Annotated in this window: 18 protein-coding genes; 9 read left to right on the forward strand and 9 right to left on the reverse strand. The window is 36.4% G+C overall.

The genetic code is table 11. The features are described 5' to 3' along the window. From GJU43_RS01670 to GJU43_RS01695, 6 genes are all read right to left on the reverse strand, one after another. Positions 1-1281 carry a chloride channel protein gene (locus GJU43_RS01670; RefSeq protein ID WP_154339118.1) on the reverse strand — a complete coding sequence of 427 codons (1281 nt, stop codon included), beginning with the start codon at positions 1279-1281 and terminating at the stop codon, positions 1-3. 191 nt (positions 1282-1472) lie between these two features. Further along, complete coding sequence (locus GJU43_RS01675) at positions 1473-1862, reverse strand: VOC family protein (RefSeq protein ID WP_154339119.1); 390 nt, start codon at positions 1860-1862, stop codon at positions 1473-1475. Beyond that, a complete protein-coding gene (locus GJU43_RS01680) occupies positions 1862-2437 on the reverse strand; it encodes a sugar O-acetyltransferase (RefSeq protein ID WP_154339120.1) in 576 nt (191 codons plus the stop codon). Before GJU43_RS01680 ends, GJU43_RS01675 begins: the two co-directional genes overlap by 1 nt. Before the next feature lie 9 nt (positions 2438-2446). Further along, positions 2447-2905, reverse strand: a complete 459-nt coding sequence (locus tag GJU43_RS01685) for a YciI family protein (RefSeq protein ID WP_154339121.1) — start codon at positions 2903-2905, stop codon at positions 2447-2449. 11 nt (positions 2906-2916) lie between these two features. Then, positions 2917-3375: a DinB family protein gene (locus GJU43_RS01690; RefSeq protein WP_154339122.1), complete on the reverse strand. Its 459-nt coding sequence runs from the start codon at positions 3373-3375 to the stop codon at positions 2917-2919. Between the two features lie 47 nt (positions 3376-3422). Next, the gene (locus GJU43_RS01695) at positions 3423-4184 is read right to left on the reverse strand and encodes a carbon-nitrogen hydrolase family protein (RefSeq protein ID WP_154339123.1); all 762 of its coding nucleotides are present in this window, start codon (positions 4182-4184) and stop codon (positions 3423-3425) included. Between the two features lie 163 nt (positions 4185-4347). Here GJU43_RS01695 and GJU43_RS01700 point away from each other — a divergent pair, with 163 nt between their 5' ends. The 8 genes from GJU43_RS01700 (at position 4348) to GJU43_RS01735 (ending at position 11048) form a co-directional block, all read left to right on the forward strand. Then, complete coding sequence (locus tag GJU43_RS01700; protein WP_154339124.1) at positions 4348-6513, forward strand: TonB-dependent receptor; 2166 nt, start codon at positions 4348-4350, stop codon at positions 6511-6513. Positions 6514-6764: 251 nt separating this feature from the next. Further along, positions 6765-7175, forward strand: coding sequence for a DUF2141 domain-containing protein (locus GJU43_RS01705; protein ID WP_132034473.1), 411 nt, complete (start codon positions 6765-6767; stop codon positions 7173-7175). Between the two features lie 40 nt (positions 7176-7215). After that, a complete protein-coding gene (locus GJU43_RS01710) occupies positions 7216-7839 on the forward strand; it encodes a hypothetical protein (RefSeq protein WP_154339125.1) in 624 nt (207 codons plus the stop codon). An 18-nt stretch (positions 7840-7857) separates the two neighbouring features. Then, the gene (locus tag GJU43_RS01715) at positions 7858-9216 is read left to right on the forward strand and encodes a 2TM domain-containing protein (RefSeq protein ID WP_154339126.1); all 1359 of its coding nucleotides are present in this window, start codon (positions 7858-7860) and stop codon (positions 9214-9216) included. 2 nt (positions 9217-9218) lie between these two features. Beyond that, the gene (locus GJU43_RS01720) at positions 9219-9548 is read left to right on the forward strand and encodes a 2TM domain-containing protein (protein ID WP_154339127.1); all 330 of its coding nucleotides are present in this window, start codon (positions 9219-9221) and stop codon (positions 9546-9548) included. Positions 9549-9550: 2 nt separating this feature from the next. Then, on the forward strand, positions 9551-9856 hold the full coding sequence (locus GJU43_RS01725) for a 2TM domain-containing protein (RefSeq protein ID WP_229654981.1): 306 nt from the start codon (positions 9551-9553) through the stop codon (positions 9854-9856). 17 nt (positions 9857-9873) lie between these two features. Then, complete coding sequence (locus tag GJU43_RS01730; RefSeq protein ID WP_154339129.1) at positions 9874-10242, forward strand: 2TM domain-containing protein; 369 nt, start codon at positions 9874-9876, stop codon at positions 10240-10242. A 38-nt stretch (positions 10243-10280) separates the two neighbouring features. Next, positions 10281-11048, forward strand: coding sequence for a LytTR family DNA-binding domain-containing protein (locus GJU43_RS01735; RefSeq protein ID WP_154339130.1), 768 nt, complete (start codon positions 10281-10283; stop codon positions 11046-11048). A gap of 120 nt (positions 11049-11168) precedes the next feature. Here the strand turns inward: GJU43_RS01735 and GJU43_RS01740 are convergent, their stop codons facing one another. Beyond that, positions 11169-12194, reverse strand: a complete 1026-nt coding sequence (locus GJU43_RS01740; RefSeq protein ID WP_154339131.1) for a COX15/CtaA family protein — start codon at positions 12192-12194, stop codon at positions 11169-11171. A gap of 17 nt (positions 12195-12211) precedes the next feature. After that, complete coding sequence (locus GJU43_RS01745; protein ID WP_370455467.1) at positions 12212-13639, reverse strand: CCA tRNA nucleotidyltransferase; 1428 nt, start codon at positions 13637-13639, stop codon at positions 12212-12214. A 340-nt stretch (positions 13640-13979) separates the two neighbouring features. On the opposite strand from GJU43_RS01745, the gene yaaA reads away from it, so the two are divergent. Next, entirely contained in the window at positions 13980-14738 is a 759-nt protein-coding gene (gene yaaA / locus GJU43_RS01750; RefSeq protein ID WP_154339132.1) for a peroxide stress protein YaaA, read from the forward strand. Between the two features lie 291 nt (positions 14739-15029). Here the strand turns inward: yaaA and GJU43_RS01755 are convergent, their stop codons facing one another. Beyond that, a complete protein-coding gene (locus GJU43_RS01755; RefSeq protein WP_154339133.1) occupies positions 15030-16619 on the reverse strand; it encodes an MDR family MFS transporter in 1590 nt (529 codons plus the stop codon). Position 16620 lies beyond the last annotated feature (1 nt).

Below are 16620 nucleotides of genomic sequence, written 5' to 3' on the forward strand. Positions count from 1 at the left end.
TTATTTTATTAAACTTGGAGAATACGTATAAACAGTATATGGATAAATCATTTTCGCTGTGTATTTCGAAATCAGGCAAACACCTAAGATGGGAAGGAATAAGGTATAATCGTTTGTTAATCCGCACACTAAAAATATAGCAGTAAAAGGCGCATGAATGCTGGCACTTAAAACAGCTGCCATTCCGATGATCATAAAATTAACCGGGATTACCTGCGTGTTAAAAAACGTATTTAAAACTGAAGCTACCAATAAACCCAGAAAAGCACCGATAAAAAGGCTCGGGGCAAAAACACCTCCATCGCCGCCGGAAGCCAGTGTTACAGAAGTTACAATTGGTTTCAGGATTAAAATTCCAATGAAAGTCAATGCTAAAGTTATGGTTAACGGAAGCTCGCTTGAATTTCCAAAAATCATTTTAATAGCATGATAGCCTTCCCCGTACAATTGCGGAAATACAAATAGAGAAACACTCAGCACAGTTGAACCTAAAAGAATTTTGTAATAATGCGTTTGAATTTTACCAAATTGAGATTTAAAAAACAAGACGCAACGGGTTAGGTAAACTGAATTTATTCCGGCCAGAATGCCTAAAAGAATAAAATACGGAATCGCTTTCAGATGCCAGGTTGTAATCGACACGCTAAATAAAGGTTCTTCTTTTAGAATGGACAGTAAACCAAACGCTATCGAAACAGCAATTACATTGGTAAGGATAAAAGCACGCGTTATTTTTCGGGAAATGACTTCAACAGCAAATAAAATTCCCGCAATCGGACTGCTGAATAAGGCGGTGATCCCCGCGGCAACGCCCGCACAAATCAATTCTGTTTTGTATTTACGAAAGACATTTTCTTTTTGCTGTGCAACGGAACCAATTGTCGCAGTAGCCACAACAGTGGAGACTTCGATTCCGGTTGAGCCTCCAAAAATTACGGTTAATAATCCGTTTATAAAATGGGATGGAATTTTGTAGGAAGGAAGATTTTTTGAACCTGAGTTAGTGCTTTCAAAAACTTCTTTAATGCCTTTGTTTTCTTTTTTCTTAAAAAGGTACTGTCTCAAAAAATAGATTACAGACAATCCGAAAACGGGAAAAATAAGGCAGAATACAGGGTTTACGGTCACTTCGTGAAAGAAGATTTCTTCGTAGTATTCGGTTATTTTTTTTAATGAAATTCCTAAGAATGCGGAAAGAAAACCAATTAAAACAGAAACTATAACTAATTTTCGGAAAACAATGAATTGATGATTTTTTTTGATTTGTGCCGTTTTGTTCATCAGAGTTAAATTTGAGAATCGCAGCGTTTTATTTGCGATTTCACAAAATTAGAGATTCATATTCGTTTTTTAATAGATTTGGCTCTTTATAAAATGTTAAATTTATTTATTCTGGAAAAATCCTGCAAAGCCACAAATTAGCAAAGTCTAATTTAATACCAGTAATAAAATGCCACCCTTACGTAATTATTCTATCGCTCGTAAAACTCAATGGGCAATAAATCCGGATCAGCGATAAAAGTAAATCGCTTATCAGTCGTTTCATCAATTCTGATAGGTTCTGAATCAATATTTTTCGAATTTAAAAAAGCAACGGTTTCCTCCAGATTAATGACTTCAAAAGCCAAATGACGCAAACCCACTGCTTCTGGTCTTGAAGGCCGTTGCGGTGGATTCGGAAACGAAAATAATTCTACGATATAACTTCCGTTTAATGCCAGGTCAAGCTTGTACGACTGCCTTTCTTCACGGTAGATTTCGCGAATAATAGTTAAGCCTAAAACTTCGGTATAAAAAGTTTTGGATTTTTGATAATGAGAACATAAAATGGCAATATGGTGGACTTTGTTTAAGGTAAGCATTATGATTTTGATTCAGGTTCCTGATTTAATTTTCGAATGATTTTTGCGGGATTTCCAACAGCCAGTGAGTTGTCCGGAATGTCTTTCGTAACAACCGATCCGGCGCCGATAACGCATCCTTTCCCGATCGTTACGCCCGGACATATAACAGAATTTCCGCCAATCCAGCAATCGTCTCCAATAGAAACTGGCCGTGCATTTTCTAATGTTTTGCGTAATTCGGCGTCAAGCGGATGAGTCGCCGTATAAATTTGAACGTTTGGAGCAAAAAACACATTCGATCCGATATGTACCGGCGCGCAGTCTAAAACCACACAATTGACATTGAAATAAACGTTGTCTCCACAGAAAATATTGTATCCGTAATCACAATGAAAGGGAGGTTCGATATAAAAACTTTTACCCGTATTCGGAATTAATTCGGCTAAAATCTCCTTTGCTTTTTTGGTCAGGCGGTATTCTATTACGTTGAGCCGGTGCAATAAGTTTTTGGCTTTTCGTCGTTCTTTTACTAAAACAGAATCTCCTGCAAGGTAATATTCGCCCGAAATCATTTTTTCTTTTTCAGTCTTCATACACTAGGGTTATATTTTTGTCTTCGCGATTTTTTCATGAATTTTTAAGGTTTCCTGCAAGGCTGCGGTGGCGTACCAGGGTGTTAATTCAGCTTCAAGTAAATTTGCTTTTATTGTGGGATCCGTGACAACAAGTGCTTTTGCCTCTTCAACAGTTTCTACATTAAAAATATAAATGCCCCTGTAGTTTCTATCGTTTTTCATGAAGGGGCCTGCGACAATCAGTTTGCCTTCCTGAGCTAATTTGTTGATATTGGCCATGTGTCCTTCAAATAATTTTTTGGTCTCTTCTTTGGAGGCACTGGTGTTCGTTCCTGATTTTAGAAGGCAAAAAACGTATTTTTTCATTCCGTAATCATCGGCATGCAAGGATTTTGCCAGATTTTCATCGAATTTTACTTCTTTTTGCTGCGAAAAACCAATTGCAGTTAAAAGTAAAAAGACGGGCAATAGTATTGATTTTTTCATAGGCTTGATTGTTACAGTAATTTTTTCAAAATCACAATCTGACCCAAATGATAAACATCATGCTGAATGATTCCATGAATGTGTTCGTAATAGGTGTGGTTGTTATTAATGTATATTTTTTCTAAATCGGAATCATTAAAATCTTCAAAAAAGGCATTCCACAATTCCTGCGATTTCGCCAGACTTTGAAGCGATTGTTCCCAGGCTGCTTCGGAAGAATCTAAAACCGGAACAAAATAATTATGGTCAGGAGTCAACACGGTTTCTCCCTGAACGCGTCTTAGAATGTTTCTTCTCCATTGGATAAGATGGTTGACAATTTCCCAAATGGTATTTAAATTCGGATTTACTTTCCGGTAAGCCTGCTCTGCCGTTATATTTTCTAAAGTATGTGCCAGAGTTACTTCCAGCCACGGATTTCCATTATAAATGGATTGATATAAATTCGAGATTCTTTTGTTTTCTGACATAACTACTATGGTTTTTGGTTTTTTCTTAAAATGTAATTTTAGTTTTTTTAGTGATTATCAAAGGTGTAAAGTGAATTCTCTTCAATAATACGTGTTGTAATTTCTTCTGTTTGGGTATTGAAAACAATAATGCCTTGATTTTTATGATTAAGTTGTCCTGCTAATTTTCCTTCTTTTGTCCAGACAGCACTATAACCAGCACTTATAAAATTATCACATTGGCCAATACAATTTGACATTAAAACGGGCATAGCATATTTTTGAGCAACTTCGGGATAATGTACAACAGCTTTTTCTATTCCGTTTTGTGATTTGGCTACGCTGGCGACATAAATTTCTCCGCCCATGTTGCTTGCTTTTTCAGCATGTGCTATTTGCAGGCTTTCATAGCAAATAGCGGGAATAATTTTTTGGTCTTCAATTTCAATTAGTATTTGTTCATGACCTTTTTCAAAATAAGGAAATTCATCCTCATGAAGCTGTTGCTTGGAGTAGGTAAGTCTTTCCTGATTGGGTCGAAATACAATCATACTGATTCGGATCCTGTTTTCAGCCTTTGTTGGAATTCCGACTCCAATCGTAATCTCTTTACGATTCGAAATTTGCTGAAAAGTATTCAGTCGATCATCTTCCGGATCAGTTGCAAGGGCTTTGGAAAGTTCCGGTTCATAACCTGTTAAAGAAAGCTCCGGGAAAAATATGGAAGTTGCTTTGAGGGAAGAAGCAATTTCGATAAATTGAATGTGCTTTTCTATATTGGCCGGGATGTCTCCCTTTACAGGTTTTATCTGTGCGACTGCTATGTTCATTTATTCTTTATTTTAAAATGCGACGAACTAAAAGCTAAGATACAAATAAGTAATTTACAACTCATCCCCGAATTTCTACAATTGGGTTATTTAATATTTTTTAACTAAAACTGTTAAAATACATTTGCATCATCAAAAACCAATACTATATAAACCAACAGGTATGAAAACCAAATTACTTTTTACAATTATCGTTTTATTTTTTGGAGCTATTGTTTCTGCTCAAAACACCATTTCGGGGAAAGTGGTTGACCAGAAAGGAAAACCAGTTCCCGGAGCTAACATTTACATTGACGGAACGTACGATGGGGCTACAAGTTCTGAAACGGGTGAGTTTTCTTTTGAAACGACAACAACGGGAAATCAGTTTTTAATTGTGAGCTTCCTGCTGTATGACACCTTCAGACAAGAAATTGATGTTGCCAATTATAAAAACCAGACGGTTAAATTAAGAGAAAATGTAAATGCTCTTGACGCGGTTGTAATCACAGCCGGAACCCTGGAATCTGGAGATAAGGCGAGGGTTTCAGTACTAAAACCCTTAGACATTGTGACTACTGCGGGTTCTGCCGGAAATATTATAGCCGCTTTGCAGACTTTACCGGGAACACAGACGGTGGGGGAAGATGGACGATTGTTTGTTCGTGGAGGAGAAGCCAGCGAAACACAGACTTTCGTTGACGGACTTCGTGTCGCGCAGCCTTACGGAGCAAGTACGAATAATTTGCCAACCAGAAGCCGTTTTTCTCCTTTTTTGTTTAGCGGAATCGCGTTTTCTACCGGTGGTTATTCTGCAGAATACGGGGAAGCTTTATCGAGTGTTTTGCTTTTGAATACACAGGACGAACCGGATCAGAATAAGACAGATATCGCTTTAATGACCGTTGGTCTGGGAGTAGGAAATACGCAAAAATGGAAAAAAAGCTCGTTCAGTATCAATACCAATTACATCAATCTGGCACCTTACCAGGCCGTTATTCCACAAAATGTAGACTGGAATAGTCCCTACCAGTCTTTGGGTGGAGAAGCCGTTTATCGTTATCATTTTACGAATGGAACCTTTAAATTATATGCTGCTTTTGATTCTGAAAAATTCGATCTGAATCAGAAAAACATAAATTTTGCTGACCCTGTCCGAACGGATTTAAACAATAATAATTTTTACTTTAATGCTTCTTACAAAGGGAATTTTGGAACCGGCTGGCAACTGACTTCAGGAATCAGTTACGGGTACAGCAAAAACAAAGTTAAATTTAATATCAACGATGTGGACAGTGATGAAAATGCGGCACAACTGAAATTGAAATTGAAAAAGAATGTTTCCAATTACTTTAAATTATCTTTTGGAGCTGATTATTTCATCACAAAATTTAATGAGAACTTCAATGACAATATTTCGACAAAAGTGACAAACGGTTACGACTCCAATATTGCGGCTTTTTACACAGAGGGTGATATTTTATTTTCAAAGAACCTTGCCCTGAAAGTAGGTTTGAGACTTTCGAATAATAGCTTACTGGATGAAACTAATCTGGCACCAAGGGCTTCCGTAGCTTACAAGGTTTCTAAAAACAGCCAGTTCTCTTTTGCTTATGGGGATTTCTCCCAGACACCTGTGGTGGATTATATCAAGTATTCAAAATACCATCAGTTTGAAAGCGAAAAAGCACAGCATTATATTCTGAATTATCAATTTACCAAACCGGGGCAAACTTTCAGAGCCGAGGCTTATTATAAAGATTACAGCAATTTGGTTCAGTATAATACTAGAGATATTCAATACAATTCGGTTTTCAATAATAATGGTTCGGGTTATGCCAAAGGACTGGATTTATTCTGGAGAGACAGTAATCTGCATAAAAACCTGGAATATTGGATTTCTTATTCGTACATCGATTCAGAAAGACAGTATAAAAACTTTCCGAATATGGCGACACCAAATTTCGTTGCGAATCATAGTTTATCCATCGTAACCAAATATTTTATTACCGACTGGAAATCACAAATTGGTTTCACGAACAGTTACAGTTCCGGAAGACCTTATAACGATCCGAACCAGACCCAATTCATGAACGGGAAAACGAAATCCTACAATAGTTTAAGCTTTAACTGGGCGTACTTATTAACCACACAAAAAATATTGTATTTCTCTGTTTCAAATGTGTTAGGAAGCCAAAACGTTTTCGGATACGATTACGCTAAATTGCCGGATGCAAACGGAGTTTACAACAGACAGGCGGTTACCCCAACAGCAGACAGATTCTTCTTTGTTGGTTTCTTCTGGACGATTAGTCAGAATAAAAATGAGAATCAGTTGAAGAATTTATAGTTTCTAAGCGACTAAGTTGCTAAGGTTCTGAGGGAGTAAGAAAAAAAACTTAGAAACTAAGAACCTTAGCATCTTAGAACCTTCCAAAAAAACAATTCAGTCACCAAATTCAACAACTCGGTATCATTTAATTTTAAAACAATAATATCCGGTATACTTTTGAAGTATAAATTAATAACAGAGTTTTAATCATCAATAAAAACGCAGTAACTCAGAACCTTAATTACTTAGAACCTTAAAAAAAAGAAATCATGACCAAAATTATTACACTAATCACCTTTTTTATCTGCAGTTTAATGTCTGCACAAAATGTAAATCTTACTGTTTCTGTTTCAGGTTTGAAAAACAATACAGGAGCTGTCAAAGTAGGTTTATACAACTCAGACGGCACATTCCTGAACACGACTTACAAAAGCATTGTTTCTGAAATTAAAAATAATGAGTTAACCGTTACCTTTAAAGGTATTCCAAAAGGAGAATACGGGATTTCAACGTATCATGATGAAAACAGTAATGGAAAGCTGGATAAAAATATGATGGGAATTCCTTCTGAAGCCTATGCATGTTCGAATAATGCAAGAGGATTTATGGGGCCTCCTTCGTACAAAGATGCTAAATTTACGGTTAGCAAAGACTCGAAAATAGCTATTGTATTCAACTAAAAAATAAATAATTAATTAACAACCATTAAAATAAATCAAAATGAAAAAAATAATTACCACCATCGCATTATTTGTAGCCGTAATAAGTTCAGCACAAACACAATTTGAACAGGGAATGGGAAAAGCATTCGGACTTTGGAAAGAAGGAAAAAATACAGAAGCTTCGGCAATGTTCGAAAGAATAGCGTCTGCAGAAAAAAACAGCTGGCTGCCTAACTATTACGTTGCCTTAGTGAACACAACAAGTGCTTTTGCAGAAAAAGATAAATCTAAAGTTGATTTATTACTGACCAAAGCACAGGATGCCCTTGATGTTGAATTTATAAAAGACCAGAACAACGCAGAATTGTATGTTTTACAGGCTTTGCTTTACACGGCATGGGTGGTACAGGATCCGATGACAAACGCTCAAAAATATTCCGGTAAAATAATGGAGAATTATGCTAAAGCTAAGGCCATAGATCCTAATAATCCGAGAGCTGTTTTTGGTGAAGCCGATTATCAGTTAGGCGGAGCAAAATGGACAGGTGTGGATACAAAACCATTGTGTGCTCAGGTTGATAAAGCTGTCGAACTTTTTGCTACATTTAAACCGGAAACTCCTTTTTCACCAAAATGGGGATTAGACAGAGCATTGGAAACGCAAAAAAGTTGTAAAAAATAATATCATATTAGTTCAAAAATGAAAGACCATAGAAATACATTCGCAAATTTGAGAACCGGAACAATCATGTGTTTCAAAATCTCTATGGTCTTTACAGTCATCTTCTCCGCTTTTTTAGGAGCCGATTTAAATGTTCAGAATGTACTGCTTACGTTCTTTTTAAGTTGTCTTTATTCCTTTGGACTCGGTTTTGGAAATGGCTTTCTGAATGTTCTTTTAGATAAAAAATGGGATTGGCTGGAACAAACAAACCTCAGGGTGTATTACGGCATTCTCTGTACTGTTTTATATACGGTCCCGGCTGTTTTAGGAATCAACTATATCATCTTTGTAGTGGTACAGCATCTTCCTTTAGAGAAGTTTTTTAGCGAAAGAATGATTTGGGTACACCTTTTTTATATCATTTTATCGTTGGGAGTTTCGACTTTCATGCAGGCCAGAAGCTTTATGGTAAAGTGGAAACAAGCCTCTAAATTTGAAATAACGCAACAAAAGATTATTGCGGGAACGGCAAATGCTAAATTCGAAAGCTTAAAAAATCAGATAGACCCGCATTTTCTCTTTAACAGTTTAAATGTGCTAAGTTCCCTGATTGAAGAAAATCCGGATAATGCACAGCGTTTTACCACTTCCTTGTCTAAAATCTACCGCTATGTTTTAGAGCAAAAAGATAAAGAACTGGTTTCTGTTGAAGAAGAATTATCGTTCGCCAAAACCTATATGAATTTGCTGAAAATGCGTTTCGAAAACAGTTTGTTTTACGAGTTGCCGACAGAAGGTATAAATCCGGATGCTAAGGTCGTTCCGCTGTCTTTACAGCTTTTGCTCGAAAATACAGTAAAACACAATGTGGTAAGCGAACAAAAACCATTGCATATCAAAATTTTTATTGACGGTGACTGTCTCGCGATCCAGAATAATTTTCAGAAGAAAGAAGTACTGCAGGATCGTCAGGGGGTTGGTTTGCAAAATATCGTAAACCGATACGGAATTGTAACCGACAGAAAAGTTTTGATCGAACAAAATGAAAAAAATTTTACCGTTAAAATTCCGATTTTAACCAAACAAATTTCAGTTATGGAAACAAGTGCAGAATATAGTGATGAAAATAAAGCCTATTTCAGGGCTAAAAAGAGAGTAGAAGAGTTAAAAGGATTTTATGCAAACGTAATTTCATATTGTTGTGTGATTCCGTGTTTAATTTTTGTAAATTTAACCTACTCTCCTGGATTTCAATGGTTTTGGTTTTCGGCCTTAGGCTGGGGATTTGGACTTACCATGCACGCTTTCAAAGTGTTTGGGTACAGCTCTGATTGGGAAGAACGAAAAATCAGGGAAATTTTAGAAAAAGAAAACAACCAAAAAACCTGGAAATAAGTATGGAAACGAATTGTAACAAGAATCGTGAAAGATTTGAGTTTCAACAAATCTTCAGAAAAAAAGCAGTACAGCTAAAATCCTTTTATACGCATGCGTTTATGTATGCAGCAGGAGTAGTGATTTTTGTAGTAAAGGAGTATTACGGAGTTCCATTGAACTTCTTTCCGTTCCAATATTTAAATCATGTTGTAATGATAATCTGGACCTCAGTGTTTTTATTTTCAGCAATAGATTTATTTCTTTCTTTTAAAGTTTTTGGAAAGGTATGGGAGGAACGTAAACTGAAACATATTTTAGAGAAAAGACAAAAAAAACAAAAATGGGTGTGATCATGGAGATAAATTATAACGAAGAAGACAGATACTATCTTGCAAAAAAGAAAGTAGAAAATATTAAAGGCTTTTATAGTAATCTTACCGCCTTTATTGGTGTGAATATTATTTTGATTGTCATTAATTTGTGGACATCTCCACAGTATTTATGGTTTTTCTGGCCACTATTGTGGTGGGGAGTAGGAGTTCTTTTTCATGCATTAAAAGTTTTTGAAGTATTTCCGGTTTTAGGTAAAGATTGGGAAGAAAGAAAAATTAAGGAATTGATGGAAAAAGAAAAAGAGAACAAAAACAAATGGCAATAATATAAATCAATAAAAAAATGGGACGATTTAGAAGACGTATGTACGAAGAATATGCAAACGAATTTAGCACAGACGAAAGTTATAACAGAGCTTACAGAAAAGTAAAAAAAATAAAAGGATTTTATTCGCATTTGAAGGTTTATATTATAGTGAATGCTATTATCATTATTTCAAGTTTAAACAGAGACTTTGTTGGAAATCATTTTGAATTGAGAGGCTTTCAGAATTGGGAAATCTATTCGACCGCATTTTATTGGGGAATTGCTTTAGCCATTCATGCCTTTACCGTTTTTGGGCCTGATATCTTTTTCAATAAAGATTGGGAGGATAAAAAAATCAAAAAATATATGGAGAAAGAAGTAGAGAGTAAGAATAAATGGGAGTAACTTTAAAATTTATTTTTTCAAATTTTGCATATCAATAGATGATCACATTAATTATAGAAGACGAAAAACCAGCGGCAAGATTGTTGCAGCGGAAACTTGAAAAGTTAGATATTGCCGTAGAAACCATGTTGCACTCTGTAGAAGAATCAATTCAGTGGTTCAGCAATAACAAACATCCCGATTTAATTTTTCTGGATATTCAGCTATCGGACGGTTTGTCGTTTGAAATTTTTGAAAAAGTAAACATTACAAGTGCCATTATTTTTACTACCGCTTACGATGAATATGCTTTAAAAGCCTTTAAGCTTAACAGTATCGATTATTTGCTGAAACCGATTGACGAAGATGATCTGGATGTTGCTGTTACCAAATTCAGAACCCGTCTTCCAAAATTAGAAACAGAAACTACCAACCTTCAGCTCGATTTTGAACAAATCAGGAAAATGCTTTCCAATCCATTTGAAAAGAATTATAAAAAGCGATTTACGGTTAAAATAGGGCAGCACCTAAAAGTGGTTACAACAGACGAAATCGAATGTTTTTTTAGTGAAAATAAAGGAACCTACATTCATACCTTCGACAACCGGAACTATTTAATCGATTCGACTTTAGAAATCCTCGAGCAGGAACTGGACGGGAAAGATTTCTTTCGTGTAAGCAGAAAGTTTATTGTTCCGCTTACAGCCATAAAAGAAATTCAGGTATACACCAATTCACGGCTAAAAGTTATTTTGCCTTCTTATAAAGAAGATGAGGTTATCGTGAGCCGTGAAAAAGTTCAGGATTTTAAGAGTTGGCTGGGATAACAGCCGAAGGTCAGATTAAAATTTCATCCTGTTAATCCGTAAGGTTTGGGATTAAGCTGATAACATATACTAAATAAAAAAATCCTTCAGCGAAGGATTTTTTTATATTTTCAAAGTTTTTTATTTACTCAGTCGGTGCAACGTATAAGTCATGGCGCTTAAAAGGAAAAATGCCATAATTTGATGAATTAATCCTAATGCCAGAGGAACACTGTATAAAAGTGTAAATACGCCCAACGCAAACTGAATGAATACAAAAAGAACTAACGTTTTTATTCCGTTTTTTTGCGTTCTGGAAAGCGGGAATTTTGTGCTTTTGTAATATAAAAATAGAATAAAAGCGACTACAACATAAGCAAAAGTTCTATGCACAAACTGAACACCGCTTTTACCTTCAATTAAATTTTTGACAAGGCTCGACTGTTCAATAAAAACAGAATCGTGTATGAATTGCCCGTCACTCATTAAAGGCCAGTGATTATGGATTAATCCGGCATTTAAACCTGCCACAAATCCGCCGTAAATAATCTGGATCAATAAAGCAACCAGGGCAAATCTGGCAATATTGCGAAGTGGCACTATTTTATTGAAATTTCTTTCCGGATAGATTAAATCAAGGGCAACCCACAACGTATAAGCAAAAGTGATAAACGCAAAAGTAAGGTGTAAGGACAGTCTAAAGTGACTTACATCCGGATTGTCGATTAGGCCGCTGCGAACCATAAACCAGCCCAGAAAGCCCTGAAATGCTCCCATTGCCAGAAGAACGATACACTTTTTGACAGTTGCACGATCCAGTTTTTTCCTGATGAGGAAATAAACAAAAGGAACAAAGAAAACCAATCCTATGATACGACCAATAAAGCGGTGGAACCATTCCCAGAAATAAATAAATTTATAATCGGATAGCTGAAAATCGTTATGGATATTGATTTTCTGATATTCCGGAAATTTCTTGTACTGTTCAAAAGCTTCGTTCCATTTTGCCTCTGTTAAAGGCGGAAAAGTATCGGTTACCAAATGCCAGTCGGTCATTGATAATCCTGAATTGGTCAGACGTGTAATACCGCCCACGACCACCATTAAAAACAATAAAACACAGCCGGATAGTAACCAAATAATTACTGATTTATTCTCTTTTTTCATTGTATAAATACTTATTCTTAAACTTTTTTCAAACCTAACTTTTCAGCTTTTTTCTGCATAAAGGCAAAAGCAGCGTCATATTCATTTGGAATTTCGCCTTCGAGAATGGCTTCTTTAATAGCTTCTTTCAAAACACCGATTTCACGTGAAGGCTTTAAATTATAATATTCCATAATTTCTTCTCCTGAAATTGGCGGTTGAAAATTACGTACCTGATCGCGTTCTTCCACTTCAACAATTTTCTTTCGGACGATTTCGAAATTCTTGTGATACTTTTTAAATTTTGCCGGGTTTTTGGTGGTAATATCGGCTTCGCATAATATCATTAAATTTTCAACATCTTCCCCTGCATCAAAAACCAGACGGCGAACGGCACTATCGGTTACGATATCCTGTGCCAGAACAATTGGACGCGAACTCATGATGACCATTTTTTGCACAAATTTCATTTTGTGATTTAAGGGCATGTGCAGGCGTTCGAATATTTTTTTAGCCATTTTTCCACCCAGAAATTCATGTCCGTGAAAAGTCCAGCCCTGTTTTTTATTGAAACGTTTTGTCGGTGCTTTTCCGATATCGTGCAGCAAAGCCGACCAGCGCAGCCAGACATCATCGGTGTTCGGGCAAATATTATCGACAACTTCAAGCGTGTGATAAAAGTTGTTTTTGTGGGTATGTCCTTCAATTTCTTCGACCTGGTTCAACGCTGTTAATTCAGGTAAAATAATATCCAGAAGTCCGGTTTTATATAAAAGTAAAAATCCGATCGAAGGTTTTGGCGTCGAAAGAATTTTGTTTAATTCATCCACAATTCTTTCTCCTGAAATGATATTTATTCTTTCGGCATTTTTGGTAATCGCGTCCAATGAATTTTTCTCGATCTCAAAACCCAGCTGAGTCGCAAAACGAATCGCACGAAGCATACGCAGCGGATCATCAGAATAGGTAATGCTAGGCTCCAAAGGTGTTTTTATGATTTTGTTTTCTAAATCAGCCAGACCACCAAAAGGATCTGAAAGATCTCCAAACGTTTTTTCGTTTAAGGATAAAGCCAAAGCATTTATAGTAAAATCACGACGATTCTGATCGTCTTCCAGAGTTCCGTTTTCAACAAGCGGGTTTCTGCTCTCAAAATTATAAGATTCTTTTCGGGCACCTACAAATTCAATATCAGTGTCTTCAAAACGTAACATGGCAGTTCCGTAAGTTTTAAAAACCTGAACTTTTGGTTTTTTAGGAAGTAACTCCGATACTTTTAAGGCCAGTTCGATTCCGCTGCCCACCGCTACCACGTCAATGTCTTTTTTAGAACCACGGTTTAAAAGTAAATCCCGGACAAAACCGCCAATCACGTAAGTATCGACATTTAGTTCCTGAGAGGCCTGCGAAATGATTCCGAAGATTTTATGTTGTAAAGCTGTTTTATAATTTGTCTGTATAGCCACGAATTCACGAATTTTAAATAGTACGTTTTATTGCTGAAGAGAATCGAACGTCTGCAAATTTACAACATAGAAAATGCCTATTATAATCTACGGCTCACTTTTTTGAAGAAATTCACAGTTTGAAGTGCAGAATTTTATGAAATAAAAAAGGTTTCCTCGAATTTCACGAATTTCCACGAATCATACTGCATTTCCAAAAATAAAAATTAGCGGCAATTCGTGTAATGGGTGGCAAAAAAAAGCCCGTAAAGGGGAATTATGGGAGTATCAAACAAATCAATTGCAATACTGTTTTTTTAGCAATTCAATTTGTATTTTTGAATCACTTAAAAATGCACAAATGAAAATTGTTATATCACCTGCGAAGTCATTAAATTTTGAAAAAGAATTACCCACTCAACATTATACAGAACCTTCTTTCCTAAAAGAAGCACGTCAGGTTCATAAAGTTTTAAAACCCAAAAAGCCAGGTGATTTAGCGGAATTAATGTCGATTTCCGAAAAACTGGCCGATTTAAACTGGCAGCGAAACCAGGAATGGAAAACGCCTTTTACACCTGAAAATGCACGTCCGGCAGTTTATACTTTTGATGGTGATGTTTATACGGGTTTAGATGCGTATACCATTCCGCTGGAAAAATTAGAAGTTTTGCAAGACAAACTCAGAATTTTATCGGGACTTTACGGTGTTTTAAAACCACTTGATCTTATGCAGGCCTACCGTCTCGAAATGGGAACAAAACTGCCCATCGGCGAGCATAAAAATCTGCATGATTTCTGGAAAGGACCGGTTACCAAAGCGTTGAATAAAGAGCTGTCAAAAGGGGAGTTGTTTGTGAATCTAGCCAGTACTGAATATTTTTCCGCTGTTGATGTGAAAGCTTTAAAAGTGCCGGTAATTACGCCCGATTTTAAAGATTATAAAGATGGGAAACTTAAGATAATCAGTTTCTTCGCAAAAAAGGCAAGGGGAATGATGGTGCGCTATATCATCGATACCAATGCTGAAACGATTGACGATTTAAAAGGGTTCAATTACGAAGGATATCAGTTTGATGCCAATCTTTCGGTGGGAAATCATCTGGTGTTTACGAGATAGGTTTTTTTTTGAAGTTGCAAAGTTGCAAAGGTTCAGAGGTTTTTTAGGGTGTGAGTTGTTTAGGTGCTAAGTTACTAAGTCTTTTTTGTTACCTTAATTAATATTCTGGCTTTCGGTTTGGAATTTCAATTGCCTCCGGCTTTAGCTGGAGATATGTGGTTGAATTCATAAAAAGGCTTTAGTCAGACTATCTTATTTAAATATTATTTCGTTCGGGAAATTAAAATAAAAAAGCCGGGTTCAAATAGAGCCCGGCTTTCCGTATTATAAATCAATTTATTATAATTATTATTAATGCATCGCATCGGCGGGATTAATCTTGTTTTTTCCTTTCTTGATGAAAAGAATAATGGGTATACAGCATAAAAACATTACTCCTAAGTACATGAAAATATCGATATATGACATTACGGTACTTTGTTTTAAAACGGCGTAATCTATTGCCTGATAGGCTTTTTTAAGCGCAACATCGGCGCTGTAGCCTTTAGCTTCAAACGCTCTTTGCATTCCTGTGATACGTTGTTGAACCTGATAGTTTGCAGGATCTACATTTGTCAGTAGATTAACTCTGTGCTCCTGGCTAAAACGCGTGATAAAAGTGGTAATGATAGCAATACCAAATGATCCTCCTAACTGACGCATCATTCCGGTAAAAGCAGCTCCTTCACCAATATGTTTTCCTTTTAAAGTCGAAAGCGAAAGCGTCGTAATAGGTACGAAAAGCAATCCTAAACCGACTCCTCTCAAAATCAAAGGCCAGTACATATGTTCTACACCGGTATCAGGTGTAATTCGGGTTTGCATCATAAAGGTAAAGAAGAAGAAAACTAAAAATCCTACTCCAACCATATACCCCTGAGGTACTCCTTTTTGAATCATGTTTCCCACAAATGGCATCATGATCGCTGTTGTAATCGAACCCGGGATCAGTAATAATCCGGCATCGGTTGCTGTCCATCCTAAAATAGACTGTGTATAAATCGGTATAATTAAGGTAGATCCGTATAAACCGAAACCAAGAATAAAACACATAATGGTTCCGATTCTTAAGTTTCCGTCTTTTAAGACACTTAAATTTACAATAGGATGTTTGTACGTAAGCTCTCTCCAGATAAAAAGTATTAATCCAAAAACTGTAATTACGCTTAATGATGTAATTAACGGGTCATTAAACCAGTCATCCTGCTGTCCGTGCTCCAAAACAAATTGCAGTGATCCGATAAAAGTAGCCAGCAGAACAATTCCCCACCAATCTACCTGATTTGCTTTTAATTTTTCTCCGTATTTCGGACTTCTTACAAAAGTAATGGCCAGAATAGTAGCAATAATTCCCAACGGGATATTGATATAAAAAATATAAGGCCAGGAATAATTATCTACTAAATATCCTCCCAATGGCGGTCCTAAAGTCGGCCCCACAATTACTCCCATTCCGTAAATTGCCTGTGCCATACCACGTTTTGCTACAGGGTAACTTTCTGTAATAATAGTCTGTGCTGTTACAAGCAGGGCGCCACCACCCATACCCTGAACGAACCTAAAAGCTACTAATTCCCAGATATTACTGGCATTTCCACATAAAAAAGAACAAACGGTAAATATGATGATAGAGGCCACAAAATAATTACGTCGTCCAAATTGCTGTGATAGCCAGCTCGTCATCGGTATTACAATAACATTCGCAATTGCGTATGCTGTAATAACCCAGGCCACATCAGTCAAAGTAGCACCAAGGCTACCCCGCATGTCTGTTAGTGCTACGTTTACAATGGTTGTATCAACGATTTCAAGCAAGGCACAAAGTACTGCTGTAATCGTGATAATGACACGTCTGTAACCGTATTCTACTAAATCATCATCTCCTTGTACTGCTGCTGTCATT

The sequence above is a fragment of the Flavobacterium sp. LC2016-23 genome (assembly GCF_009674775.1).
Lineage (GTDB): Bacteria > Bacteroidota > Bacteroidia > Flavobacteriales > Flavobacteriaceae > Flavobacterium.